The 26,229-nt window shown below is 58.0% G+C and carries 27 protein-coding genes; 16 read left to right on the forward strand and 11 right to left on the reverse strand.

Annotation, left to right across the window (positions count from 1 at the left end):
- Positions 1-2 precede the first annotated feature (2 nt).
- Positions 3-869: a DUF6279 family lipoprotein gene (locus QUE75_RS05625; RefSeq protein WP_286254224.1), complete on the reverse strand. Its 867-nt coding sequence runs from the start codon at positions 867-869 to the stop codon at positions 3-5.
- Between the two features lie 152 nt (positions 870-1,021).
- Here QUE75_RS05625 and QUE75_RS05630 point away from each other — a divergent pair, with 152 nt between their 5' ends.
- The 8 genes from QUE75_RS05630 (at position 1,022) to QUE75_RS05665 (ending at position 7,281) form a co-directional block, all read left to right on the forward strand.
- On the forward strand, positions 1,022-1,282 hold the full coding sequence (locus tag QUE75_RS05630; protein ID WP_286254226.1) for a DUF2798 domain-containing protein: 261 nt from the start codon (positions 1,022-1,024) through the stop codon (positions 1,280-1,282).
- Positions 1,283-1,462: 180 nt separating this feature from the next.
- Positions 1,463-2,503 (forward strand): fasciclin domain-containing protein, encoded by a 1,041-nt coding sequence (locus QUE75_RS05635; RefSeq protein ID WP_286254228.1) that lies wholly within the window; start codon positions 1,463-1,465, stop codon positions 2,501-2,503.
- Between the two features lie 211 nt (positions 2,504-2,714).
- Positions 2,715-2,891, forward strand: coding sequence for a periplasmic nitrate reductase, NapE protein (locus QUE75_RS05640; RefSeq protein WP_072677854.1), 177 nt, complete (start codon positions 2,715-2,717; stop codon positions 2,889-2,891).
- 8 nt (positions 2,892-2,899) lie between these two features.
- Positions 2,900-3,397, forward strand: a complete 498-nt coding sequence (gene napF / locus QUE75_RS05645; protein WP_286254230.1) for a ferredoxin-type protein NapF — start codon at positions 2,900-2,902, stop codon at positions 3,395-3,397.
- Positions 3,390-3,713 (forward strand): chaperone NapD, encoded by a 324-nt coding sequence (locus QUE75_RS05650; RefSeq protein WP_138437734.1) that lies wholly within the window; start codon positions 3,390-3,392, stop codon positions 3,711-3,713. The genes napF and QUE75_RS05650 overlap by 8 nt, the downstream gene beginning before the upstream one ends.
- Entirely contained in the window at positions 3,710-6,214 is a 2,505-nt protein-coding gene (gene napA / locus QUE75_RS05655) for a nitrate reductase catalytic subunit NapA (RefSeq protein WP_286254233.1), read from the forward strand. The genes QUE75_RS05650 and napA overlap by 4 nt, the downstream gene beginning before the upstream one ends.
- Before the next feature lie 12 nt (positions 6,215-6,226).
- Positions 6,227-6,697: a nitrate reductase cytochrome c-type subunit gene (locus tag QUE75_RS05660; RefSeq protein ID WP_058090636.1), complete on the forward strand. Its 471-nt coding sequence runs from the start codon at positions 6,227-6,229 to the stop codon at positions 6,695-6,697.
- Positions 6,697-7,281, forward strand: coding sequence for a NapC/NirT family cytochrome c (locus tag QUE75_RS05665; RefSeq protein ID WP_072677850.1), 585 nt, complete (start codon positions 6,697-6,699; stop codon positions 7,279-7,281). The genes QUE75_RS05660 and QUE75_RS05665 overlap by 1 nt, the downstream gene beginning before the upstream one ends.
- Positions 7,282-7,306: 25 nt before the next feature.
- Here QUE75_RS05665 and dacB read toward each other — a convergent pair whose 3' ends face one another.
- On the reverse strand, positions 7,307-8,881 hold the full coding sequence (dacB, locus tag QUE75_RS05670) for a D-alanyl-D-alanine carboxypeptidase/D-alanyl-D-alanine endopeptidase (protein WP_396631692.1): 1,575 nt from the start codon (positions 8,879-8,881) through the stop codon (positions 7,307-7,309).
- Positions 8,882-9,148: 267 nt separating this feature from the next.
- Here dacB and QUE75_RS05675 point away from each other — a divergent pair, with 267 nt between their 5' ends.
- Together QUE75_RS05675 and QUE75_RS05680 are read left to right on the forward strand one after the other, a co-directional pair.
- The gene (locus QUE75_RS05675; RefSeq protein WP_286254238.1) at positions 9,149-9,919 is read left to right on the forward strand and encodes a glutathione S-transferase N-terminal domain-containing protein; all 771 of its coding nucleotides are present in this window, start codon (positions 9,149-9,151) and stop codon (positions 9,917-9,919) included.
- 92 nt (positions 9,920-10,011) lie between these two features.
- Positions 10,012-10,425 (forward strand): GFA family protein, encoded by a 414-nt coding sequence (locus tag QUE75_RS05680; protein WP_061333361.1) that lies wholly within the window; start codon positions 10,012-10,014, stop codon positions 10,423-10,425.
- Here QUE75_RS05680 and QUE75_RS05685 read toward each other — a convergent pair whose 3' ends face one another.
- From QUE75_RS05685 to QUE75_RS05725, 9 genes are all read right to left on the reverse strand, one after another.
- Positions 10,426-11,547: a PQQ-dependent sugar dehydrogenase gene (locus QUE75_RS05685; RefSeq protein WP_286254242.1), complete on the reverse strand. Its 1,122-nt coding sequence runs from the start codon at positions 11,545-11,547 to the stop codon at positions 10,426-10,428.
- Positions 11,548-11,681: 134 nt separating this feature from the next.
- Positions 11,682-13,820 (reverse strand): TonB-dependent siderophore receptor, encoded by a 2,139-nt coding sequence (locus tag QUE75_RS05690; protein ID WP_106693587.1) that lies wholly within the window; start codon positions 13,818-13,820, stop codon positions 11,682-11,684.
- A 197-nt stretch (positions 13,821-14,017) separates the two neighbouring features.
- Positions 14,018-14,821, reverse strand: a complete 804-nt coding sequence (locus QUE75_RS05695) for a (2Fe-2S)-binding protein (RefSeq protein ID WP_286254244.1) — start codon at positions 14,819-14,821, stop codon at positions 14,018-14,020.
- Positions 14,808-16,838: a Fe(3+)-hydroxamate ABC transporter permease FhuB gene (fhuB, locus tag QUE75_RS05700; RefSeq protein WP_286254245.1), complete on the reverse strand. Its 2,031-nt coding sequence runs from the start codon at positions 16,836-16,838 to the stop codon at positions 14,808-14,810. The genes QUE75_RS05695 and fhuB overlap by 14 nt, the downstream gene beginning before the upstream one ends.
- Positions 16,828-17,073, reverse strand: a complete 246-nt coding sequence (locus QUE75_RS05705; RefSeq protein WP_286254247.1) for a TroA family protein — start codon at positions 17,071-17,073, stop codon at positions 16,828-16,830. Before QUE75_RS05705 ends, fhuB begins: the two co-directional genes overlap by 11 nt.
- 102 nt (positions 17,074-17,175) lie before the next feature.
- The gene (locus tag QUE75_RS05710; protein WP_286254248.1) at positions 17,176-17,766 is read right to left on the reverse strand and encodes an ABC transporter substrate-binding protein; all 591 of its coding nucleotides are present in this window, start codon (positions 17,764-17,766) and stop codon (positions 17,176-17,178) included.
- Positions 17,756-18,529, reverse strand: a complete 774-nt coding sequence (locus QUE75_RS05715) for an ABC transporter ATP-binding protein (RefSeq protein ID WP_106693593.1) — start codon at positions 18,527-18,529, stop codon at positions 17,756-17,758. Before QUE75_RS05715 ends, QUE75_RS05710 begins: the two co-directional genes overlap by 11 nt.
- A gap of 62 nt (positions 18,530-18,591) precedes the next feature.
- A complete protein-coding gene (locus QUE75_RS05720) occupies positions 18,592-20,394 on the reverse strand; it encodes an ABC transporter ATP-binding protein (protein WP_286254250.1) in 1,803 nt (600 codons plus the stop codon).
- An 84-nt stretch (positions 20,395-20,478) separates the two neighbouring features.
- A complete protein-coding gene (locus QUE75_RS05725; protein WP_106693594.1) occupies positions 20,479-20,931 on the reverse strand; it encodes a YaiI/YqxD family protein in 453 nt (150 codons plus the stop codon).
- Between the two features lie 307 nt (positions 20,932-21,238).
- Here QUE75_RS05725 and QUE75_RS05730 point away from each other — a divergent pair, with 307 nt between their 5' ends.
- The 6 genes from QUE75_RS05730 (at position 21,239) to QUE75_RS05755 (ending at position 26,131) form a co-directional block, all read left to right on the forward strand.
- Entirely contained in the window at positions 21,239-21,778 is a 540-nt protein-coding gene (locus QUE75_RS05730; protein WP_286255611.1) for a histidine phosphatase family protein, read from the forward strand.
- Between the two features lie 40 nt (positions 21,779-21,818).
- Complete coding sequence (locus QUE75_RS05735) at positions 21,819-22,157, forward strand: zinc ribbon domain-containing protein YjdM (protein WP_138437723.1); 339 nt, start codon at positions 21,819-21,821, stop codon at positions 22,155-22,157.
- A gap of 34 nt (positions 22,158-22,191) precedes the next feature.
- A complete protein-coding gene (locus QUE75_RS05740; protein WP_106693599.1) occupies positions 22,192-22,701 on the forward strand; it encodes a phosphate-starvation-inducible PsiE family protein in 510 nt (169 codons plus the stop codon).
- 214 nt (positions 22,702-22,915) lie between these two features.
- Positions 22,916-23,995: a pyruvate dehydrogenase (acetyl-transferring) E1 component subunit alpha gene (gene pdhA, locus QUE75_RS05745; RefSeq protein ID WP_286254253.1), complete on the forward strand. Its 1,080-nt coding sequence runs from the start codon at positions 22,916-22,918 to the stop codon at positions 23,993-23,995.
- A complete protein-coding gene (locus tag QUE75_RS05750; RefSeq protein WP_286254255.1) occupies positions 23,992-24,996 on the forward strand; it encodes an alpha-ketoacid dehydrogenase subunit beta in 1,005 nt (334 codons plus the stop codon). The genes pdhA and QUE75_RS05750 overlap by 4 nt, the downstream gene beginning before the upstream one ends.
- A gap of 10 nt (positions 24,997-25,006) precedes the next feature.
- Positions 25,007-26,131 (forward strand): dihydrolipoamide acetyltransferase family protein, encoded by a 1,125-nt coding sequence (locus QUE75_RS05755; RefSeq protein ID WP_286254257.1) that lies wholly within the window; start codon positions 25,007-25,009, stop codon positions 26,129-26,131.
- The last annotated feature ends 98 nt before the right edge of the window (positions 26,132-26,229 follow it).

Raw genomic sequence — 26,229 nt, forward strand, 5'->3', positions numbered from 1 at the left:
GATCAGGAGCAGGTCAGGGCTGTGAAGTCCTGATTCAGTTTATTTGCCCGGGCCTGCAGGTGCTCCCGGTGCTGTTGGTCGCCAGCCTTAATCAACGCATACATCAGGTTCGCCATGGCCTGCTGGCTTTCCGTCATCATGGCCTGGTATTCGGGACCTCGGGCGTTTTCGGAGTTCATTACCAGGTCTCGGATGGCATCACCAAAACCGGACTGGTCCCGGCTTTCCATGGTCTCCAGCAGGGCCTGTTGCCAGTTCTTCCGGCCCTGCAGCCAGATTTCCGTCTGCTGACCTCGGTCGGCAGACCATTCTTCAACCAGAGCCTGCTGCTGCCCGTTCAGGCTGCCCAGCCATCGTTCAACCCGTTTGGCGGTTCGCTCTGCCCGCGCCTTGGCGGTTTGCTGCGGGTCACCTGCCAGCATGTCCTGCTCAAGCTCAGCCTGATTTTTCGCCATGTTCTGGGCCAGTTCGGTCACCTGGACATCAGACAGGCTGGTCAGCAGATTCACTGCCACTGGCACGGCTCGATCCAACAGGTCCGGTACAAAGACCAGAAGTTGTTGCTGATGATACTCAATGGTGTCGATATCCGGTGCGCCATCGGCAATATCAGCTTCGAGCTCGCCCAGCCAGGCGCGGTAGCGGGGAAGCTCCGTTGAGCAATGCCACTGGCGCAGGCTGTCCAAGTCCTGGTTCAGCTGCTGTTTCTGCGCCCGGCTCAGGGTTACATAATCTTCTACCCACCAAACCACACCCCAGTCCGCATAGCGATAGGCCATGCGGGTAGAGCTGCAGCCAGCCAGAACTATCAGGGCGACAAGGGAAAGCGTCGTCAGCTTCAGGGTTTTCGTGCGGTGCCGCTGATCCATGGTGCCTGTCTCTCGGTAAAAAGCCGTATGGTAAAACTTTGCATGCTTATTATGATGTTGCGCTTGCCTATCTGAGCATTGATCACTTCAGTCTAGTTACGGATTGGTGAAAGTTTCAGATGCTGTTCGCTCACAATTGCCGAGGAGGTGTCATGTCTTCCCATAAAATCACGCGTGTGCGCCGGGTGGTTTTCTCGTTATACATGTCCGGCATCATGTCGTTGATGATGTCTGGCATTATCACTCTTATCAACACAGGGCTGGCGGAGGGTTTCATCAACCGCTGGGGTGCCTCTTTTATTGTCGCCTGGGTGGTGGCCTTCCCCCTGGTCATCTTTATCGCACCATTAGCAGGAAAATTGGCGGATGGCACCGTTGGTCGGCTGGTGGCGCGTGCAGACGATCATTCCTGAGCGCCTGTGAGTAGAAAAATTGTATTCAGCTCACATTCGTAAGCTCGAATGTAAAAATTTGTGAATCCGTTTTTTTGCCCTCCCCGTAGATTGCTTTGACGCATTAGTCAGGGACTGAACTAGTGCAGGTTCGAACCAACACAAACTATCGACAAGCGATTCTTCATTGAGGGCAGAAAAATGAAAAAAGTAATAGCTTTACCGATGATTTTGGCGGGCAGTGTCATGCTGTCCGGGTGTTGGCTCGATGACGATGACAACGATTCGGCAGGTGGACCAACGCAAAATATTTTGGAAATCGCCGTGGCGAACGAAAACACAACGATTCTTGAGGCGGCTGTTCTAGCTGCAGATTCGTCTATCGCGGAGCTGCTTGGCGGAAATGATCAGTTGACCGTGTTTGCGCCGACAGACGCAGCCTTCGAAGCCCTACTCGAAGACTTGGGTCTCACGGCAGAAGAGTTGTTAGCTGACACAGAATTGCTGAACGCGGTTCTCACTTACCACGTTCTCACAACGTCAGTAGGTGAAGTGAAGGCCGATGCGGCGATCAGCGTCGCCCAAAGCCCAGTCCCACAAAACCTGGTTGAAACGGTGAACGGCAAAGACGTCGCGCTTTCCATTTCTCAGGAAAATGGTGAGGACGTATTGTACGTAAACACCTCACGAGTGACGGTTACGGATGTAGACGCTACCAATGGCGTTATTCACCTGATCGATAAAGTGCTTGTTCCCCCGCCAAGCGCTCTGAGCGATACAGAGTCAACGATTGCAGAAATCGTAACTGCGCTCGCGAGTGCTGAAGTAAATGCCGAGTTTACAATTCTGCTCGACGCACTTGTGGAAGCAAGCGGTCGAGATGGAGCTCCTGACCTGGTCGCTGCGGCTTCGAATCCGGAGGCGAACTTGACTGTGTTCGCGCCAACAGATGCCGCTTTTGAAACTTTGTTGGCTGATGAAGGGCTGACGGCAGAGCAATTGCTTTCCAGTCCGGATTTGCCGGGCATTTTACAGCAACATATTCTCAATATACGGGTGGATTCTCTGACTGCATATGGCTCGAACGGCGGCACGGTAACGAACCTGGCGGGCACCACTTTGAACGTTGATATACAAAACAACGCGCTGGTTATCGAAGGGAGCAACGTCATAGAGGCAGATGTTGAAGCAGCCAACGGCGTGATTCACGTGATCGATAAGGTGATTTTCACGGTCGACTAATTGCTGGAACAATGCCTCTTGCTCGAAACATCCATGACGGGCCGGCTGCCGTAGCCGGCCTTTTTTGCGCCCGGCAAGGGCGCACTCCGTGAGGAGCAATTCCTCCCATCATCCCCGTGTCTATACCTCTGAAGTAATACCAAAATTGATTTTTGCCAAGTTTGCCCGCCTTGACTAAAGTGGTGAATACACACATAAAAAAGGCGGGTTTATGGACGACCTCCAACAACTGACGCCGGAGCAGCGCAAGAGCAGCGAATTCCGGTTATTTGTCTTCATCATCGTCTTCCTGTTTCCCATCCTGGCCGTTGCCGTGGTGGGCGGCTACGGCTTCCTGGTCTGGATGTCCCAGGTATTCATGGGCCCGCCGGGGCCACCCGGGGGATAGGGGCGAACATGGCTGTGAACGAGTCCCGCCGGCTTTTTCTGCGCGGCGGCAGAGCGGTTGCGTCGAAGTGGCGACCGCCCTGGACAAGCCAGGCCATCACTGACCAGTGCACCCGTTGCGATCGCTGCATTGAGGCCTGCCCGGAAGAGGTGCTGTTTCGTGGTGATGGCGGTTTTCCGCAAATCCGCTTTACCGGCGAAGGCTGCACATTGTGTGGGGAATGCGCCAGGTCCTGCCCGGAACCGGTGTTTGACCTGGCCCGTGAGGCATTCCCCTGGCGTGCCCAGGTGCAGGATAACTGCCTTGCCAAAGCCAATATCCATTGCCAGACCTGCCGCGACGCCTGCGAGCCAATGGCCATCCGATTTCCACCCAGGCTTGCTCATGTCGCCGTCCCGGAGATTGCCGAAGACGAGTGTACCGGATGCGGTGCCTGCGTCGCCGTGTGCCCTGAAGATGCCATCAGTCTGATTACTCAGGAACAGAGAGAGCCAGCCCATGCCTGATTCGCAGAAAGCCGAAATTCACATTGCCAGTTTTCTGGTACACGTGCGCCCGGAGTCTCTGGATGCTGTTCTTGAACTGCTTGAGCAAACGCCGGGCCTGGAGGAGGGCACTCGAGACCCGATTGGGAAACTGGTGGTTCTGGCAGAGGGTAGTAGCCATCAGGATTTGCTCGGTGCCATGGAGTTGATTGAGAGTGCGCCAGGCGTTCTGGAATGCATTCTGGTTTACCACGAAGTGATGTCGCCCGAAGAGGCGAGGCAACAGTTGATTGCTACAGGACAGTCAGAAACAGAACAACAGGAAGCAATGTCATGAACCTGACACGACGTGAATTCGCAAAAGCCAATGCGCTGGCCATGGCGGCATCTGCTGCCGGCCTGTCGATACCGGCGGCGGCCAGTAATCTGATCACGAATGCTGAGCTCACTGAGCTCAAGTGGAGCAAGGCGCCCTGTCGTTTTTGTGGCACCGGTTGCAGTGTGATGGTCGCAACCAGGGACAACCAGATTGTGGCGACCCATGGCGACACGCAATCGGAAGTGAACCGTGGTCTGAACTGTGTGAAGGGCTACTTTCTGTCGAAGATTCTGTACGGTCGCGACCGGCTGACCAAGCCCTTGCTGCGTAAACGCGACGGTAAATTTCACAAAGAGGGCGATTTTCAGGAGGTCAGCTGGGACGAAGCCCTGGATGTGATGGCAGAAAAATTCACCAGTGCCATCAAGGAGCACGGACCGGAAAGCGTTGGCATGTTTGGTTCCGGCCAGTGGACCATCTGGGAAGGTTACGCGGCGAGCAAGCTGTTCAAGGCCGGCTTCCGCTCCAACAATATCGATCCTAATGCCCGCCATTGTATGGCATCGGCGGTGGCAGGCTTCATGCGGACCTTTGGATCCGATGAGCCGATGGGGGTCTATGACGACATCGAAAGCGCTGATGCCTTCGTGCTTTGGGGCGCCAACATGGCGGAAATGCACCCGATCCTCTGGACTCGGGTAACGGACCGTCGCTTGTCCCATCCCGGTACCGAAGTGGCCGTGCTCTCAACCTACGAACATCGCTGCTTTGATCTGGCCGACCTGCCGATGGTGATGGAGCCCCACGCCGATGTGGCAATTCTGAACTACATTGCCAATTACATCATCCAGAGCAACGCGGTGAACCGGGATTTCGTCAGTAAACATACCCGGTTTGTGCGTGGCGCAGACGACATTGGCTACGGTCTGAGGCCGGAAGACCCGCGCGAGCAGAATGCCAAGAACGCCAATAATGCCAACGACTGGGAAGACATGTCGTTTGAGGATTTTGCCCGGCATGTCCGTGAGTACGATGTGAAGAAGGCCGCCGAGATCTCCGGCGTCTCTGAAACACGGCTCGAACGCCTGGCAAAGCTATATGCTGATCCGGACAAGCGTGTCACCACCTTCTGGACCATGGGCGTAAACCAGCATACCCGCGGCGTTTGGGTGAACAACCTGATCTATAACATCCACTTGCTGACAGGCAAGATTGCCACCCCGGGCAACAGCCCGTTCTCGCTGACTGGTCAGCCTTCCGCTTGCGGTACCGCCCGTGAAGTAGGCACCTTCGCCCATCGCCTGCCAGCCGATATGGTGGTGGCTAATCCGGAGCATCGGGCCAAGGCCGAGAAAATCTGGAAACTGCCGGAGGGCACCATCCCGGCCAAGCCAGGTTATCACGCAGTGCTGCAAAGCCGGATGCTGAAAGACAGCAAACTGAAGGTGTACTGGACCCAGGTCACCAACAATATCCAGGCTGGTCCCAATACCATGCAGGAAACCCTGCCGGGCTGGCGTAATCCCGACACCTTTATCATTGTCTCCGACATTTATCCCACGGTTTCGGCGCAGGCCGCAGACCTGATTCTGCCCGCCGCCGGTTGGGTTGAAAAAGAAGGGGCGTTTGGTAACGCTGAGCGCCGGACTCAGCTCTGGCGCCAGCTTGTGAACGCACCAGGAGACGCCCGCTCAGACCTCTGGCAAACCGTGGCCCTGTCTCAACGAATCAAAGTGGCCGATGTGTGGCCAGAGGATCTGATTGCCAAGGCACCCGAAACGCGGGACAAAACCCTGTTTGACGTGCTATTCCGCAACGGCAATGTGGACCGTTATCCACTGGACGACCTGCATCCGGATTATGAGAACCAGGAGTCGAAAGACTTTGGTTTCTACATCCAGAAGGGCATTTTCGAGGAGTACCGCCAGTTTGGTGCCGGCAAAGGCAAAGACCTGGCCGATTTCGAGACCTACCACGCCACCCGCGGCCTGAGATGGCCAGTCGTTGACGGCAAGGAAACCCTGTGGCGCTATCGCGAAGGGTCAGACCCATACGTGGCGGAGGGCAGTGGTTTCCAGTTTTACGGCAACCCGGACAACCGGGCACGAATCTTCGCGGTACCCCATGAGCCGCCTGCGGAATCTCCGGACGACGAATACCCGTTCTGGCTGTGCACTGGCCGGGTATTGGAGCACTGGCACACTGGTTCGATGACCCGCCGTGTGTCCGAGCTGCACAAGGCAGTACCGGATGCGCTGTTGTACATGAACGCCGATGATGCCCGTGACAGGGGCTGGCGGCGCGGCAGTGAGGTGAAGGTGATCAGCCGCCGGGGAGAAGTCCGGGTTCGGGTGGAAACCCGTGGCCGTGTTCGTATGCCCAAGGGCATGGTGTATGTGCCTTTCTTTGATGCCGGAAAGCTGATCAACAAGGTCACGCTGGACGCAACTGACCCCATTTCCAAACAGACCGACTTCAAGAAGTGCGCTGTCCGTCTGGAACTGGTTAACCTGGCTTGAGGAGACGTCACCATGAGAACGCTTGTATTTTTTCTGGCCGCCTCCCTGGCCTTCCTGGCGTATGCCGAGAGCGATCATTTGTCACCCTCTTCACCGGATGGACTGCGCAAAGGCGGAACTCTCGGACAAGATCTGCCCGCACCGCCTATCGCCGGTGATCCCAGAGAGGTGAAACGGGAAGTGCGTAACTATCCGGAGCAACCGCCGGTGATTCCCCATGCCATCCGCGACTATCAGGTAGACAAGAACTTCAACCGTTGCCTGGATTGCCACAGCCGCGAGGCAGCCGTGCAGGCGGGTGCGCCCATGGTGAGCGTGACTCACTTTATGGATCGTCACTTTCAGGTGCGGGCTGAGGTAACGCCGGGGCGCTATTTCTGTACCCAGTGCCATGTGCCCCAAACCGATGCCCAGCCGCTGGTGGAGTCAGATTTCAAAGCCGTGGATGAAGTGATCCGTGCCTCCAACAGAGGAGATCGCTGATGATGAAACGGCTGAAGCTCTACTGGAATCTGTTGCGCAAGCCCAGTGTGCACTACAGCCTCGGTTTCCTGACGCTCAGCGGCTTTATTGCCGGGATCATCTTCTGGGGTGGTTTCAACACGGCGCTGGAAGTGACCAACACCGAGCAGTTCTGCATAGGGTGTCATGAGATGTACAGCAACCCGTATCAGGAGCTGAAAACAACCATCCATTACACTAACCGATCAGGTGTACGTGCCGAATGTTCAGATTGCCACGTGCCCCACGGCTGGACTCACAAGATTGGCCGAAAGATGGAAGCCTCGAAAGAAGTCTGGGGTTGGATATTTGGCTCCATCAACACCCCGGAGAAATTCGAGGCCAAGCGACGTGAGCTGGCGGAGCGGGAGTGGCAGCGGCTGAAAGCCAACGATTCCCTTGAGTGTCGTAATTGCCATGAGTTCGATTCGATGGACTTCACGCTGCAGGATCCAAGGGCGTCCCAGGCGCACTCAACGGCATTGGCAGACGGCGAGCAAACCTGCATCGATTGCCACAAGGGCATCGCGCACAAGCTGCCTGACATGGCCGGGGTATCCCGGTAGGTTCAGGCTTTTACTGGCCGGTGCCTTACTGGATGGAAGGCCCCGAGCCATCAGCCGGTGACTGGGACAGGGACGTTCCGACCGGTGGCCGGAAATGCAGGGAGTAAAGCACGCGATCCAGCACCGCCTGGCCATTCCATGCCGGGTTGTTATTGACCATGCCGACGATGGCCCAGGTGGTGTTCCTGTCATCACGAGTAAAGCCGGCGATGGAGCGCACATGCTCAAGGTAGCCGGTTTTGATCCGGCCCTGGCCGTCCATGCCGGTATTTCTCAGGCGCCGGGACATGGTGCCATCCATCGCAATGATCGGCATGGAGGCCATCAAGTCTGAAGAATAGGGACTGTTCCAGGCGTGCTGCAAAATCTGGGCGCCCTGGCGCGCGGTAATCCGGCCGTGGCGTGTCAGTCCTGCGCCATTATCAATCACCATGCCCGCCGTATTGATGCCAAGCCCTTCTAGCCAGTCATATATGGCGCGGATGCCCGCCACCCGGTCATCCTGTTCATCATCCTTGCGAAATTCGGCGCCAATGGTCAGCAGCATTTGCCGGGCCATGACGTTACTGCTCCACTTGTTGATGTCCCGCACCATGGTTACGAGGTCTGGTGAGGTGGTGCGCATAACCAAGCGTGCTTCATCCGGTGTAGTCTCGAAGCGATCGCCGCCACTGACAATCACGCCCATTTCAGACAGCACGGAACGGATCAGGGAGGCGGAATAGCGCTCATGGGGCAGCAAAGACAGATAGGTTGTGGTCCGGCAACCCTGCGGAAGTTCGCCGGTAACCTGAACGGTTACCCTGTGATCGTTATGGAACACCGGTTTCCAGTCAAAGCGGCTGCGAGCGGGGCAGGGGCCTTCCGGCAGGGCGGTTACCCGGTTATCAATGGTGACTTCACCAAGATCGGGCGTAGTCCAAGCCTGGGTACCCCGTTCATCTGCGCGCACCTGAAAATGCAACAGGTTAAGGTTGGTCAGGTAAGCGGAGGGCTCCACCAGAAACGGCGCGTGGGGATTGTTGCCGTTGTCTTCAAAGGCAGGGAAACCACCATCCACCCGAAAATAACTGCCATCCAGAACCAGATCGCCTTCAATCCGGTTAATACCCATGCTGCGCAGTTCCCGAAGGGTACCCCAAAGTCGCTCAAAGGTGAGTTTGGGGTCGCCACCGAAACGCACATACAGGTTGCCCTGCAGGGTATCGCCAACCATGGTACCGTCGGTCAGGAAGTCGGTATTCCAGTGATGAGTCGGGCCCAACAATTCCAGAGCGGCGTAGGTGGTGACCAGTTTCATGATGGAGCCAGGGCTCATCAGTTCGTCAGCGTTCACATACTGCTCAATGCCCGGCCCGTTAAGGGGAATGGCTGCAACACTGAGGGCCTGCTCGCTATTCAGGGACTTGTTTGCGTAGTCTTTGATCTGACTGGCCCAGAGACGGGATTCCGCAAAGGCTGCGGCAGCGGTATTGCTTTCCTGGGCCAGGGCCGGCGTGCTTGCCATGGTGCAGGCAGCCGCAATGGCCAATACCAGCCGCTTGGGTGAGGTTACACACCTTGAAGCGCAGGTCCTCGCCTGCAAACCCTGAATCAGCATCACACCAGCCCGTTGTTATGTTCTCTTTGTACAATAGCTCATCCCGTGGTTTTGTACTATGCAGAAAAGCTATACATGACGTTAAAAAATGGCAGTAGAGTCGTTGTTTATATTGAGTTTTTGTGACAGCACGTAAGTGCCTTTCAGAATCATGGGGTTAGCTTTGACCGGACCTTGCTGACACCCAGGCCAATGGGGCAGACAGCGATTGTGAGACAATGCCGCCCCAGAGCCCGTGAACCGAATACAACGAACAAAGGGAACAATATGCTCAAAGCGATCAGACATCAGGTGAACGTACTGGAATCCGTGGCAACCTCTTCCTTTGCTGCCTGGCGTGGATGCCTGGTGATCAAGGCTATTCCGCAGCCGGAGAAACCTATCATTCTGTATGATATGGAAGCCTGCCCCTACTGTCGCCGTGTGCGGGAAGTGCTGACCGCGCTGCACCTGGATGTGGAAATACGACCCTGCCCCAAAGGCGGCCGTTTCTTCCGCCCGGAAGCCGAGGCCCTGGGCGGCAAACAGCAGTTTCCGTTGTTGGTGGATCACAACACCGGCAAGGTGATCTACGAATCTGAGGATATTGTTGCGTACCTGTTCAGTCAGTATGCCGGTCGGTCTGTGCCCGGCTACTATCAGTCCAAAGCCTGGCAGCCAGCTTTAAATTCAATTGGATCGGCCGCCAGTGAACTGCGCGGCTTGCGTGCCACCTCTGGTAGCCGCCCGGAGCAGGGGCTGCACCTTTGGAGTTTTGAGGGTAGCCCGTATTCGCGTCTGGTGCGGGAAAGATTGTGCGAGTTGGAGATTCCCTACACACTGCATAACCTGGGCAAGGAGCACTGGACCGAAATCGGCCCGGCCAAACAACGTTTAAAGCCAGGCGAGTACAGGCCCATACCGGGCGGCAAGCGGGATGCGTTTTTTCAGCAACACGGCCGTGTTCAGGTGCCTTACCTGGAAGACCCCAATACTGGCCAGCAGCTGTTTGAATCAGGCCGGATCATGGCTTACCTGAACAGTCAGTACGGCGGCTGAGAGTCACGCAATGGCTGGCCCGGGGTGGCATTCCGGGCCCGACACGGTATGATCAGCGCCCATAGTTTGTGAGCCAGAATCGGGAGCGCGTGATGTACACCGGCCAATGCCTTTGTGGTGATATCCAGTTTGAATACGATGGCCCACTTGGCCCGGTTGCCCTGTGCCATTGCAGCCAGTGCCGTCGGGCGCACGGCAGTGCTTTCTCAGCCAGTGTGCCGGTTCAGACGGTGCGCTTCCGGTATGTTGCCGGACAGGATCAAGTGCGTGAATTCGAATCCCGGCCCGGCAAATACCGGGCTTTCTGCCCCCGTTGTGGCAGTCAGCTATACAGCCGTGTTGACGCCATCCCCGGTATCCTGAGACTGCGTGTGGGCGTGATCAACGAACCCCTGGGAAAAAAGGCGGCCCAGCACGTCTACGTGGGGTCAAAGTCTGACTGGTTTGATATCACCGACAACCTGCCCCAGTTCGAGAAAACCGAACGCACCAACGATCCGCACTGATCACTCGGCCGGCACCACCCGGTACACCTTGCCCTGGCGTGAATCGGTCAGCAGCCACAGGGCGCCATCCGGCCCCATGCGCACATCCCGGATTCGCTCACCGAGATTGGTGAGCAGATCTTCTTCCTCAATCACTTGTTCGTTGTTAATGGTCAGACGCACCAGTTTTTGACTCCTCAGGGCACCGACAAACAAATCCCCCTGCCATTCGGGGAAAAGGTCGCCGGTATAAAATGCCATGCCAGAGGGGGCAATGGACGGATCCCAGTAGTGCAGTGGATCGGTTACACCGTCCATAGTGGTCTTGTCTGAGATGGGGATGCCGGAGTAGTCGATGCCGTAGGTGACCTTCGGCCAGCCGTAGTCATTCCCCGCCCTGATAATGTTAATCTCGTCACCACCCCGGGGGCCATGTTCATGGCTCCAGACTTCACCGGTGTCCGGGTGCAGGGTCATGCCCTGGATGTTGCGGTTGCCGTAGGTGTAGAAGGTGTTGTTGGTGCGGGAATCATCTATAAAAGGGTTGTCTGGAGTTGCGTCACCGTTGGTGGAAATGCGATGAACACCACCGGCATCGTCCCGATTGTCCTGGGCTCTGTCCATTTCACCCCGGTCACCGATGGCCACGTAGAGATGGCCGCTCCGGTCAAAAACCATCCTGCCCGCAAAGTGCCTGCCATTGCTGGAGCGGGGTAAAGCTTCAAAAATCACTTCAACCTTCTCAAGCGCTTCGCCGTTGTAGGTGGCACGGGCAACCCGGGTAGTCATGCCGTCACTGTTGCGGTGTGCGTAACTCAGAAACAGGGTCTGATTGTCGGTGAACTGCGGGTGCAGCACCACATCCAGAAGGCCGCCCTGGCCGGAGGCAACCAGCTCCGGCAATCCCTTCACCGGCTCTCGCACAAGATTGCCGTTTTCAATCTGGCGAAGCCGACCCTCACGTTCGGTGACCAGCATGGTGCCGTCGGGCAGGAAAGCCAGGCTCCAGGGGTGCTCAAGGCCCTGGGCGACGGTTTCTATCCGGAAATCGGTTTTGTTGGATGAGAACGTCTGGTCAGACCATACTGGGGACGCTGCCAGTACTGATAAGCCCGCGGCGATGAAGATAGTCGAGCGGTTCATGAGGTCTCCTCCAAGCTAAGGTAGTGTCAGCGGTGCCACGCCGACGACTAGTGAGTAATCTAGACGATACCAGAGTGTACGACACAAAAAAGCCACCGGTTTGCGGTGGCTTTTTTGTGTTCGTCAGGAAGGACTCAGAAACGGTAACTCAAGGTGCCCGTTACTGTGCGTTTGGTGCCTATGAAACAATCGCCCCGAGCCAAGCAGGTCGTGAAGTAGGTCTCATTGGTCAGGTTGTTGACGTTCAAAGCCAGTTCCCAGTTGTCACGACCGTAGGCAATCATGGCGTCCAGCAGGGTTTCTGCGGGGGTCTTGAGTTGGTCTGTGCCATCCCAGCTTGACCCGACATAGCGCACACCGGCACCGGCCCGAAGCCCCGGAATACCAACTGAACGCAGGTCATGTTGGCTCCAGATCGATGCTGTGTGGGCGGGAATGCTTGGCAGTCGGGCACCTTTGTTGTTGCCCTCCTCAACCTCGGTATCGGTGTAGGCGTAGTTGGCGATCAGGTCCCAGTGGGCATTCACGTCCACTTTTGCTTCCAATTCGATGCCACGGGCGCTGGTCTCGCCATTCTGAATCTGATTGTTCGGATTCACGGGGTCAGGAGCCTGGCGGTTCTTTTCGCGCAGATCGTATACCGTAGCGGTATACAGGCTCGCGGAGTCAGCCGGCTGATACTTTACGCCGACTTCAACCTGCTCACCTTTTAACGGCTCGAACGGATTGTTGAAAGCATCAAGACCGGTGACCGGTTTGAAGGATTCCGAGTAGCTGATGAAAGGCGTGATACCGTTGCTGAACTTGTACATCAGGCCAGCCCTGCCGGTGACCTCCTCGTCGGTGAAGGCCGAGCCGCCCTCGGTCTTGTTGCGGGCGCTGTCGTGGCGAAGGCCCAGCACGGCAATCCAGCGATCATTAATGGTCATCTGATTCTGGGCGTAGAACCCACTCTGGATGATGGTATTTTCCGGCGTGTCACTGAAATCACTTTCGGTCAAACGGTCATAGTTTCCGTAGACCGGATTAAACACGTTCAAGTCGCCGATGTCTGCCTTGTAGGCTCGGCGGCTGCTGCTGACCGCATGCTGGTAATCCCAGCCAAGCAGTACCGTGTGATCCACATTGCCCGTTGAGAACAAAGCCTCTGCCTGATGATCTGCGGTCAGGGTGTCCAGGTTTGGCTTGTTGGCGTAGGCGACCCGAGCGATATCCCCGTTCTCCTTGAGGGCAGGAGTAAATTGAGGGTAGATGCTCTGGTAGTCTACCTCGGTCTCCGAGTAACGGAGGCTTTGCCGCACTGTCCAAACGTTGTTGAGCTGGTGGCTTAACAACGATGTCACCGCGTTTTCCTTAGTGTTGTAGCGGTCGAAATCTGGTTCGCTGATGAACAGATCGATGGGGATCTGTGGCAGGCCAAATGGTGACGGTTTCAGGGTCCCTTCGATAGGCAGGAACTGTGTGGTGGTGCCTGAACGGTCCTCCTGGTGCAGCGCCATAACAGTCCACTCGGTCTGATCAGTCGGGCGCCAGGTGATCGAAGGTGCGATGACTACTCGATTGTCCTCAACCTTGTTGACCTGTGTGTCGCTATCACGGCCTAGGGCAATAAAACGATAAAGCAGCGTGCCGTCCTCATTAAGCGCCCCTGTTGAATCGACTGCCGCCTGCTTTCGGGAGTGGTTCCCTACCTGCAGTTTCAGTTCGGTAGACTGTTCTGCCTGTGGGCGTTTGGTGGCGAGATTGACCAGGCCCCCCACGTTGCCCTGGCCGTAAAGCACGGAAGAGGGCCCACGAATGACTTCAATGCGTTCCAGCAGGTAAGGCTCTGTGCGAGGGCTCTGATAGAAACCGAAAGTCTTTTGCATGCCATCGAGGAAGATCACTGGATCGCCGCCGCGCACGGACTGCCAGTCGCCCCGGCTATCAAGACCAAACTGCTCGGCTCCTACGCCCACGGTGTAGCGTAAGGCTTCCTGAACACTGGCAACGCCCTGGTCTTGCATCTGATCGGCTGTAACCACAGAGATAGACTGTGGAATTTCGGTAATCGGGGTGTTGGTTTTCGTTCCTGCCCGGCTAGAGGTCGCAATATACCCATCTACTGGGGCAGATGGGTCTTCAATACGCTCGCCACTGACATCGATTGGAGTAAGCGTTTCCTGGGCCAGAACCGGTGTGGTTGTCACTGCTAGCGTCAGGAGCCCTGCGGTCCACGAACCGCGCGGCGGATGCTTGTATTCCTTGTTGTTGGTGGAATTGGGCAACTGCATTCCTGGATATTCCTCTGATGGGTTGGGGGTCAGGTGTAAAAATTGTAACGCGGATTGTAATGATAAAGGTTATCGTTTACAAATGGTGTTTGTGGCTGATCAGGTGATCCATTGTTTGTCCATTGGAATGGGAGCAAGTATGGCTATGGAGCATGAAGTACGGGAAGGGCTGAAAATTGCGGTGTCTGCCATCAGTGTTATGTCGGTGGCCCTGGCTTGTCTGATGCTGATTCCCTGACGTTGCCCATGCGGTCGCGACGGTAGATCCCGCAAGTCCCGCAGTATCCGCCGTCGGGTAAAAGGTACTTCAGGCAGCAGCCTCGCCGTTGAGGCAGTGCACAGCGCTGTTGGCTGAATTCAGCCGGTATCCAGTCGATGTATCTGTTTGCCTCACACTCAAACCGGGCCAGCCAGCTGGTGGCCAGGGCGCAGAGCGCTTCCGGGTCCACCTGATTCCAGACCGCGGAAAATGGTGCACCCAGTGCCAAGCCAACACTGCTCCAGTAGGCGCCGGGACTGACCCCGAAAGACTGCCGGAAGACCGGATACCACGCCTGCATCTGATCAGCGGTTATCTCAATAAATGCCCCGGGCGCCAGGGGTGTCTGGCCGTCATTCAAGTTAACCCAGCGAGACGGCGCGTCAGCGAGTTCCAGCGGGCACAGGAAAATTCGATCGGGGTTCAGGGGGGCGCAGACTCCATCCCGGAACAGCTGTAGCACCCGGGGGGCGATGACCTGCAAAGCCAAGCTCTGGTGTAGCACCGACACGCGGGCCTTGTGCATCCTGGGGCGGCACGCGTCCGGATAATCCTCCAGCAGCTGATTTTCCAGCAGCTCCGGCTTAGCCAGAACCTGTGCCAGGGAAAACAGCGCAGGGCGCTGCCCGGCGTCTTGAGCCAGTGCGCTGTTCAGGGTGTTCTGTGGGCTCAGGCCATGTCCGGTTAACAGATGGCGATAACTGGCCAGCCAGGGATCACCACAAACCTCAGTGACGGCCATGGCGGCTCAATCCCCAGAGAAAGTACAGGCCGCCCACCAGGGCCGCTAATAGCCCGGATGGCAACTGGTTGGGAAACACGACGACCCGCGCCAGATAATCGGCGATGGCCAGCAGCAATCCGCCTGCCAGCGCCGCAACCACAAGCTGACGCCCCACAGTTTGCTGGCCCAGCACCCTGGCAAGATGGGGTGCGATCAGCCCAACAAAGCTCAGCGGGCCGATCACCACGGTGGCGGCTGCAGTGAGTACCGAAGCCATAAGCAGGAGCAGAAGCCGGGCCCGCGCAACCGGCAGCCCCAGTGATGATGCGGCCGAATCCCCCAGAGGCAAAAGGGTAAGCGGTCGTATAACCAGCGAAAGCAGTGCTCCAAGCCCCAGCACAAGTGCCAGCAAACCAATGGCTTCCGGTTCAGACACCAACCAGGTGGAGCCGTACATCCAGTTCAGCAGTCGCGACGCAACGGTTCCCCCGGAAGCCATTACCAGCCTCAACCCGGCATCCATAAAGACGTAAAGCGCCAGCCCGCCCAACAACAGTTGGTTGCCGGCAAAGCGATGACGGCGGGCCAGCAGAATCAACAGGCCCAATGCAGCAGCGGCCCCCGCAGTGGCTCCGACCAGTTGGCCGCCACGGCCGATGTCGAGGCCGGTGAGCACCAGGACCACCATCACTAAAGCCGCACCACCGCTAATACCCAGTAATTCCGGGCTGCCCATGGGGTTGCCGGTCATGCGCTGTATCAGGGTGCCGGCCATGCCCAGAGCCATGCCGGCAAGAATGGCCGCCATCAGCCGGGGGCCACGCCACACCCAGGCATCGCTCCAGTTCGAAACCGGTGTCCAGTTCCAGGAACTCAGGCCGGGCGACCAAGCCATAGACACAGCGATGGTCAGCACCAGCAGCGCCATTACAATGCCGGCGATCAGAAGTGTTGGCTTGCGGGTGGGCATGAACCCGGCCGGGCTCGAATCTGCGCCGGGCATATGGTGTGTGTTTCGAATGCCCTGCAACGCCATCAGGATAATGGGGCCGCCGATCAGGGCGGTGGTGGTGCCGGTGGGTACAATGGAGCCGTTACCCAGAGTTGTTGCCCAGTGCGCCAGGGTGTCTGCCAGCAGCAAGAGCCCGCCGCCGGTGACCGTGCTCCAAAGCAGTCTCTCACCCAGCGTGCGGGCGCCCAGTAGCCTGGCCAGCACCGGGGCGGCCAGCCCCACGAATGCCACCACACCTACCCGGCTGACCACCACGGAACTCATCAGGACTACCAGAATCAGGGCGCCGCCCCGAACCAGCGCAACCTTGGCCCCGAGTGCCGAAGCCGAAGCCTGCCCCAATTGCAGCAGTGCCAGTGGCCGCATCAACATCAGCATGGCAACCGCAAGAATCAGTACCCGCGGCAGCAACTCCAGGAAGGGCTCCCAGTTATTCTGGACCAGTGAGCCTGCACCCCAGATAAACAGGTTGCCCAGCCATTCGCCTTTGAGCAGAAGAAAGGCCATGTTCATGGCGCCGAGGAAGAAGGTAATCACCAGCCCCGCCAGAATGACGGTGACCGGTGAAAAGCCCAGGCGCCATGTCAGCGCGATCACCAGGCCAATGGCCAGAAGGCCACCCGCCACGGCGGCAAGGTCGGGGCTGAAGGCCAGCAAACCCGGTACAAAAAGGGTGGCAATGGTCACCCCGAACTGCCCGCCGGCTTCCACGCCCAGCGTGGTGGGCGAGGCCAGGGGGTTGCCAAGGATTTGCTGAGTAACAGCGCCTGCCAGGCCCAGTCCGCAGCCGATCAGAACGGCTATTGAGACCCTGGGGGCCCAGCTGTAGTGAGCGAGCACAGATGGGTAATGATCTTCGGTATAGCTCCAGAACGCCGCGAACAGCTCGCCTGGTGTCATCTGGCCCAGCCAGGGAAGGGAGCTGGCCGCCAGGGCGACAAGCCAGAGCAGGGCAATGGCAACCGGAAGTCTTCTGGGGAGGGACGGGGCGGTTGCAGGTACGCGTGCCGAGTCAGCGAACATTGTTGCGGCCTCCCTCCAACAGGGCATCAGCCAGCAAGATCGCCAGGCGTTTTACCGGGTACACCCCGCCGAATGGCCACACCGGCTCAATTTGATAAACCTGGTTTCGCTTGACGGGCGGCAGATAGGTCCAGAAGGGACTGCCTGCCAGGTGATCCGAGAGCCCGGGCAGGGTGGGTGAAATGACAACGATACGACTGTCGTGGTAGGGCGCAATGGCCTCCAGGCCAACCACAGAGAACCCCCAATAGTTACCCTCGTGTGGCCATGCATTGCGCAGCCCCAAGGCTTTGAGGGTGGTCTGATATAGGCCGTTGTGCGCGTAGATACGAACATGTCAGTCATCCAGAAAGTTGACCAGGGCCACCGGCTGCTGATTCATGCCGGCCTCGGCCAGGCGGGTGCGTTGCTCCTCGAGAGTTTGGTCAATATCCGTAAGGATAGCCTCGGCCTGGTGTTCGAGGTTCAGCATCTCGCCAAGCGTGGTCAGCATTTCCCGGGCTTTGGCGAAGGGGGCGGAGCCCTCTTTGTAGACGCTGATGACGTAGGTGGGGGCAATGCGTTCCAGTAATTCGGCCGCAGGCGCCATTTCGGCACTGGTGACAATCAGGTCTGGCTTCAGCTCGGCAATCGCTTCCAGGCTGGGAGCGACCCGGGTACCAACATTGGCAATGCCGCCGGGTAATACCGGGGCCTGGACCCAGGCGCTATAGCCGTCCCGGTCTGCCACGCCCACCGGGGTCACCCCCAATAGCAAAAGCGCCTCGGTTGCGGCCCAGTTGAGGGCAACGATGCGCTCAGGCGGCCGGGGCAGGGTGATTGAGCCATTTTCGTGGCTCCAGGTTCCGGGGTGCGCGGGTTGGCTGATCATCAATGCAAGTAAGCAGAGATACGCCAGTGGGCGGTAAGCCCGTTGTTCAGTGCACATAAGACACCCACTGGCCGGGCGCCCGTTCCATTACACCCATGGCGACGCCGTAGATGGATTCCAATATGCCGCTGTCCATGATCTCATTGGGCGTTCCATCCGCCACAACCTGTCCGGCCTTCAGGGCCACGAGGCGGTCGCAGAATCTGGCCGCGAGATCCACATCGTGTAATACCACAATGACGGTCAGTTCCCGCTCCTCGGCAAGGCGGTGGACAAGGCGCAGGGTCTCCACCTGGTGCTTCACATCCAGGGCTGAAATGGGTTCATCCAACAGCAGGCAGCGGGTTTGCTGGGCCAGCAACATGGCTATCCAGGCCCGTTGCCGCTCGCCACCCGACAGGGTGTCGACCGCGCGGCCAGCGAATCGTGCCAGGCCGGTGTCATGGATGGCCTGATCAATCAGTGTCTGGTCGCCGGCAGTGTAACGGCCGAGGGGGCCGCGCCAGGGATAGCGTCCGAGTGCGACCAGCTCTCTCACTGTGAGTCCGTCGGTTGCCGGGGGATGTTGTGGCAGGTAGCCCACGGTTCTTGCGAATGCTCGGGCACCTGTAGCCCGGAAAGACTGGCCATGGAGCAGGACTTCGCCGTGGGAGGGCGATATCTGCCGGGCCAGGGTCTTCAACAAGGTGGATTTGCCCGAGCCGTTATGACCGAGCAGCGCCGTTACCTCGCCTTCCTGAAACGCCAGGCTGACATTGTGCAATATGGCGGTGTCACCCAGGCGAACCGCCAGTTGGTCGACTTCAAAAAACGCTGGCATTCAGACTCTCCCTTGGCTTTGGCGGGCAGGATAATCTAAATGCGAATTACTATCAATGTATATCAGGTGTCAGCATTGTTCACCTGGCCGGTTTGAACGCGCCATTGCGCAGCGTAGGCGCCGTTTAGCGCCAGCAGTGTCTTGTGGTCGCCTTGTTCGACCACCTGGCCTCCGTCGATCACCGCGATGTTGTCCGCGTCAACAATGGTCGACAATCGGTGGGCGATCATGATCACGGTTCGGTTGTGGCCAATGCGCCGGAGCGAACGCTGAATTGCCGCTTCGGTTTCGTTGTCCACGGCGCTGGTGGCTTCATCGAGTACCAGAACCGGAGGATCTTTCAGCAGCGCACGGGCCAGAGACAGTCTTTGGCGCTGGCCGCCGGAGAGGCGTACCCCGCGTTCGCCAACCGGAGTATCCAGGCCCTGGGGTAACTGGCTGATGAACGACCAGGCCTCTGCTGTTCGGGCCGCTTCGATAATCTCTTCATCGGTGGCGTCGGGCTTACCGTAGGCCAGATTGTCGCGAATGCTGCCTTCAAACAGGTAGACATCCTGGCTGACCAGACCGATAGCGTCCCGCAGGGATTTCAGGCTCACGTTCCGAATAGCCTGACCATCCAGGCGGATCTCGCCGTGGGTGGGGTCATAGAATCGCAACAGCAGTTTGATCAGGGTTGATTTGCCAGAGCCGGTTGCGCCCACCAAGGCCAGGGTATTGCCGGCGGGTACCTCCAGGCTGATGCCGTTAACACCAGCACCGCTACTGGCATAGTGAAAGCCCACCTGGTCAAACGCCACGCTGCCCTGAACCGGTTGTTCAAGGTCTTTGCCGGCCTGGTCCCGAACGTTGACCGGTTCTGCCAGCAGATCGAGAATTCGTCGGGTGCTGGCCATGGCGCGCTCGAACAGGTCAATAACCTCAGCGAGGCCCGTCAGGGGCCAGAGCAGGCGTTGGGTCAGGAATACCAGCACGCCGTAGGCACCGACGTTGAGGTCGCCGTTCAATGCCATCATGCCACCGACTGTAAAGGTCGCCAGAAATCCGGCGAGAATGGCCATGCGAATCACGGGTATGAACGCTGAACTGATACGGATGGCTTGCCGGTTGGCCTCCACATAGGCCTCGCTGGCCTGTTTCAGTCGGCGAGCTTCACGCAGTTCCGCGGTAAAGCTTTTGATGGTGGCAATACCGCCGAGGTTATTGGCAAGACGGCTGGACAAATCACCAACTTTCTCGCGCACATCGGCGTACAGCGGCCCGGCTTTACGCTGGAAATAGAAGGCGCCCCAGATAATCAGGGGGATCGGTGTAAACGCCAGCAGGGCAATCAGCGGGGACAACACAAAGAACACGGCACCCACCGCGACCACAGTGACCACCACCTGAATCATGGCGTTGGCACCCCCATCGAGAAAACGCTCAAGCTGGTTAACGTCGTCATTCATGGTGGCAACCAGCTGCCCGGAGCTTCGAGCTTCAAAGAAGCTCATATCCAGACGCTGGGCGTGCTCATAGGCGTCTTGCCGAAGATCCGACTGCAGGCGTTGGGCCAAATTGCGCCAGAGGATCTGGTACAGGTATTCGAACAGGGATTCGCCCGCCCAGATGAAAAAGGTCAGTACCGCCAGGATGGTGATCTGTTGCTGGGCGGTCTCAAACCCAAGCCGGGCGACAAAGCTCTGTTCCTGGTTCACAACCACATCGATGGCCACGCCAATCAGGATTTCGGGGGCAATATCAAACAGTTTGTTGATGACGGAGCAGGTGGTGGCGGCGATGATCCGCCGACGATAACCCCGGGCATAACGCAACAGGCGGCCGAGTGCCGCAAAGCTGCTGGTGTGTTGGCTGCTTGTGGCCATGTTCCGCTTCCTTCTCGCCGTGGCTGATCTCACTGAAGGCGGGAAGGTTAGCGGATTTTTGACTGAGTTAAAATAGAATCATTATCACCTTCGGCCGTTGCGTTGCAGCCAGCGGTCCAGTTGATCGGCGAATTCTTTGCGGTCTGCCTGGCCGAAGGGGGCGGGCCCGCCGGTGACTTGCCCGGCGTTGCGCATCTCTTCCATGAAGTTTCTCATGGCCAGGCGCTGGCGGATGTTTTCCTTGGTGAAGGCCTGGCCTCTGGGGTTAAAAACGTCGGCGCCTTTTTCGATGGCTTCAGCAGCCAGGGGGATATCCTGGGTGATGACCAGGTCGCCTTTGGTCATTTGGTCCATGATTTCGTTGTCGGCGACGTCAAAGCCTTGGGGTACCTGGCGGCGGCTGATGTAGGGGCTCGGCGGCAGGGTGATGGCGTGGTTGGCGATGAAGGTGGTCTGGATTTGCCAGCGGGTGGCGGCGCGGCAGAGAATTTCCCGGATGGGGACGGGGCAGGCGTCGGCGTCGACCCAGATTGGCATTTTGTTGTTCCTTTGTTGGCTTGTCGTTGGTGCATTTTAACCGTTCATCAGCTGAGCTTGTTAGTTTTGGGCCGCGTATTTGTCTCTATGCCGTCTAGGGTTCCGGTGCCTGTGTCATTGGGTGCCGCTTTCCAAAAACCGCTACGAGCACATCCATGTGCGCTTCTCTCAGGCCATCCATGGCCTTCGAAATTTTTGGAAAGCGGCCCCCAATGACACCGATCTGACAGCTCGGATACCTCCGCGGTTTGGCAATTAAATCGAGAGATGAGGGAACGCGATGAACGTTCTGATTTTGGGATTGTTAATGCTCTTATCGTTGTTGTCTCTGCAATCAGAGGCAGGCGAGAGCGAAGCCTGGACTGCCCTCGCGGAGGGCCGGGCGGTGCTGATGATGCGTCACGCTCTTGCGCCGGGTACCGGCGATCCCGGCGGGTTTGATCTGGAGGATTGCAGCACACAGCGCAATCTCAATTCGGTTGGGCGGGAGCAAGCGCGTTCGTGGAAGCCGTTTCTGGAGTCTCGGGGTATTGCCGAGGCCAGGGTGTTTTCCAGTCAGTGGTGTCGGTGTCTGGATACGGCTCGGGAAATGGAGATGGGTGAGGTGACGGGGTGGCCGGCGTTGAATTCGTTTTTTCGGAATCGAGGTGATGGCGATACCCAAACGCGGCAAACGATTGCGTTGGTGAATGAGCTTGAGCCGGGGGCGGCGGTGATTTTGGTGTCGCATCAGGTGAATGTGACGGCGCTGACCGGGGTTTTTCCGGCTTCCAGTGAGGGGGTGATTCTGGCGTTGCCGCTGTCGGAGAATCCGACCGTTCTTGCGAGAGTGTCTCCCGGGCGGTAGTGGTATAATCCTGTGCTCATTTAATTAACAGGGAATGATAATGTCTCAATTGCCCCCATGCCCCCAGTGCAATTCTGAATACACCTATGAAGACGGCGTTCAGCTGGTTTGCCCCGAGTGCGGGCATGAGTGGAGCGCGGCGGAACAGGCTGAGGCCGAGGCCGGTAAGGTGGTTCGGGATTCCAACGGTAATGAACTTCAGGATGGTGATACGGTCACTGTGATCAAGGACTTGAAGGTTAAAGGGTCCAGTCTGGTGGTTAAGGTAGGCACCAAGGTCAAGAACATTCGCCTGGTGGATGGGGATCACGATATTGATTGCAAGATTGACGGTGTTGGTGCTATGAAACTCAAGTCGGAGTTTGTGAAGAAAGCCTGATTCCCGTCGTCATCGGCAGCACAGGAGCGGTGCCATGGTGGATAAAGAAAAGGACGTTTTGCCGGAGCAATCTGCCCGGAAGCATGAACTTCATCAGGAGCTGCCGATTGATTTCCCCGACCCTTTCTTTCGGGGGTTGCACCGGATTATCCGCTTTGCCATACGCGTGCTGGCGGTGTTGATGGTGGCGGTAATCCTGTGGGGTGTGGGTGATGTGGTGTATATCATCTACGCACGCCTGCTGACGCCACCTTTTCTGCTGTTGGATATCAACGATATCTTCTTCACCTTCGGTGCCTTCATGGCGGTGCTGATTGCGGTGGAGATTTTCATCAACATCCGGCTTTATTTGGGAACCAATGTGTTTCCGGTTCAGCTGGTTGTTGCCACGGCATTGATGGCGATTTCCCGGAAGGTCATTGTTCTGGATTTCGATACGCTTACTCCGATGTACCTGTTGGGTATTGCCGCAACCACGCTGGCTCTGGGTATCACATACTGGTTGCTCAGCCGAAAGAATTCCGGTGAACACTGGCACGATTGAGCCAGTCAGAGGCTTTCCTTTCGCAGTTTGCCCTTCGTGTTTTTATTGTCTAATACTTAATCAGGACATCGGTAGAGATGTCCTGATCAAGATCCCAGGTGTGTAACCCACACCAACAACAAGACGACCACCCCAAACGCTGCCGGCGCCCGCCACAAGCAGGCTCTCTGTGCAGCCAGGCTTCTATCGCGAGGCCGGGGGACAGGAGGATGGGATGAGACAAATCCACGAATTCCATGTGGATAGCACCCGCTATCTGGATGACCACGGCAAACCGCTGGGCGAGTTGCCGCCCCAGGCCGGGAACACCGACAGGGTTCTGGCCGCCTACCGCAACATGGTGCTGACGCGCACCTTCGATTCCAAAGCCATTGCCCTGCAACGCACCGGCAAGTGCGGCACCTACCCGTCTGTGCTCGGGCATGAGGTGGTGGGTACAGCTATTGGCCAGGGTATGGCGAAGTCCGATGTGTTTGTGCCCTATTATCGGGATCAGGCCGCCCATCTTCTTCGCGGCGTCAGTCTCACGGAATTACTGCTGTACTGGGGCGGTGATGAGCGTGGCAGCGCCTGGCAGAATTGCGCGGAAGACTTGCCGATCTCGGTGCCCATTGCCACCCAGTGTTGCCATGCTGTGGGCGTGGCGGCGGCGATGAAGATTCGCGATGAGAATCGGGCCGTGGTGTGCTGTATTGGCGATGGTGGCACCTCCAAGGGCGACTTTCTGGAGAGTATCAATCTGGCTGGCGCCTGGCATTTGCCCGTTGTATTCGTAGTGATCAATAACCAGTGGGCGATTTCCACACCTCGCAGCCTGCAAAGCGGCGCGGAAACCATCGCGCAGAAAGCCATCAGCGCCGGATTGCCGGGCCACATTGTCGATGGTAACGACTACTTCGCTACGGTTGAGGCTCTGGATACAGCTCTGGGCCGGGCCCGTGGCGGCAAGGGCGCGACGGTGATTGAAGCCGTTACCTATCGCCTGGGGGATCACACCACCGCCGATGATGCCACCCGTTACCGAACCGCCGAAGATCTCAAGCGCGCCTGGGAGAAAGACGGCGTTAAACGCCTGCAGAACTGGTTGCATGACAGCGGCCTGTGGAGCCCGGATAAAGAAAAATCCCTTCAGGCCGAATGTAAGCAAACGGTTGAGCGGGCCGTTGAAGAGTACCTGGCCATGGAGGCTGAGCCACCCACCGCGATGCTGGATTATCTGTTTGAAACCCTCCCCGCCGCGCTGCACCCCCAGCGTGAGCAGATCGCCAGCAAATACCGGGGAGGTGACGTATGAGCCGGGCAGAGCGATCCATTGAAACCCGAGACGTGACCCTGGTGGAGGCCGTCAATATGGCCTTGCACCGGGCGATGGCAGACGATGCTAACGTGGTGGTGCTGGGCGAAGATATCGCCACCAATGGCGGCGTGTTCCGGGCCACCGTTGGCCTGAAAGAAGCCTTTGGCTTCAAGCGGGTGATGGATACACCCCTGGCGGAAAACCTGATTGCCGGTACGGCTATCGGTATGGCCACACAGGGTCTGAGGCCGGTGGCGGAGTTTCAGTTTATGGGCTTTATCTACGCTGGTATGGAGCAGATTGTCAGCCACGCCGCCCGCATGCGTAATCGCACCCGCGGCCGCCTGCATTGCCCACTGGTGTTTCGGGCACCGTTCGGTGGCGGTATCCATGCCCCCGAGCATCATTCGGAAAGCACCGAAGCCCTGTTTGCCCACATCCCCGGCCTGCGAGTGGTCATTCCAAGTTCCCCGCAACGGGCGTATGGCCTTTTGCTGGCGGCCATCCGCAATCCGGACCCGGTGATCTTTCTGGAGCCCAAGCGTATCTACCGGGCAGTGACCCAGAGCGTGGAGGACAACGGTGAGGCGCTACCGTTGGATACTTGCTTCACCCTGCGCGAAGGCGATGACGTCACCCTCATCACCTGGGGCGCCTGTGTGCAGGAAACCTTGCTTGCTGCCGGCAAGCTGGCGGAGCAGGGCGTCAGCTGCGAGGTGATCGACGTCGCCACCGTCAGCCCCCTGGACCGGGAAACCCTGCTGTGCTCGGTGGCCAAAACCGGCCGTGCGGTGATCGTTCACGAAGCCTGCCGCAACGGCGGTGTTGGTGCCGAAGTAGCGGCTTCAATCGCCGAAGGCGCCTTCCTGGACCTTCAGGCCCCGGTGGTGCGAGTCACCGGTTACGACACCATCATGCCTTACTACCGAAACGAGCAGTACTACCTGCCCCAGGTAGAAGACATCGTTAAAGCCGTCGAACAGGTGATCGCGCTCTAGGAGGATAACCATGAAAAACTTCAAACTCCCAGACCTGGGCGAAGGCCTCCCCGAAGCCGAAATCGTCGAATGGCACATCAAGGTGGGTGACACGGTGGATGTGGACCAGGTACTGGTCAGCGTCGAAACCGCCAAAGCCATCGTTGAAGTGCCGTCGCCCCAGGCCGGTACCATTGCCAAACTTTATGGCGAGCCCGGGGACATCATTCACACCGGCGAACCCTTGCTGGCTTTTGAAGGAGAGGGTGACGACACAGGCACTGTGGTGGGGGAACTGAAATCATCCGGAAAAGGCGATGGCAACGGCGCGCAGCAAGATCAGTTTATCGTCGGTGCGGCCCCTTCCAGCAAGCGGGCCCGGGCCAATCGCGCCACACCCGGAGTGCGTGCACTGGCAGAACGACTGGGGGTTGGCCTGGAATCCATCAAGGGCAGCGGCCCGGGTGGTCTGATCACCACTGACGACGTGCACAAACAGGCCAGCCACCAGAAACAACTGGGCGACGCCGCCCCCCTGCGCGGCACCCGTCGCACCATGGCCAAGAACATGGCGTTGTCCCACGCCCAGGTAGTGCCGGTGTCTATCTTTGAGGACGTGGATATCGGTGACTGGAAAAAGGGCACCGACATCACCATGCGCCTGGTGCAGGCCATCGGCAAGGCCTGCGAAGCTGTGCCGGAACTGAATTGCTGGTTTGATGGCGACAACCTGAGCCGGCAACTCCTGAACGAGGTGCATGTGGGCATCGCCGTAGACACTGCGGACGGCCTGTTTGTGCCGGTGTTGCGGGACATTACCCATCGTAGCCAGAAGGACCTGCGCCAGGGCCTGGAGAACCTGCGCGAGGCGGTAGCCACCCGCAAGATACCGCCGAAAGAGATGCAGGGCGCCACCATTACCCTGTCCAATTTCGGAACTATGACCGGCCAGTACGCCAACCCTATTGTCAGCCCGCCACAAGTGGCCATCGTGGGGGCTGGGCGAATCCGGGATAAGGTTGTGCCACATAACGGCACTGCGACCATTCGTCGCATCCTGCCGCTGTCGCTTACCTTCGACCATCGGGCGGCAACCGGCGGGGAAGCCTCGCGGTTTCTGGGGGCGATGGTCCAGGCCCTGAATAACGCATCGTGACCAGCCAACACTATTTGATGAAAACGGGTTAAAACACACTTGCCATCACGGCAAGTGATGGCAACACTTACTTCGAAAAGACTTCAAGACCACATAAC

The sequence above is a fragment of the Marinobacter shengliensis genome, from assembly GCF_030297115.1.
Lineage (GTDB): Bacteria > Pseudomonadota > Gammaproteobacteria > Pseudomonadales > Oleiphilaceae > Marinobacter > Marinobacter shengliensis.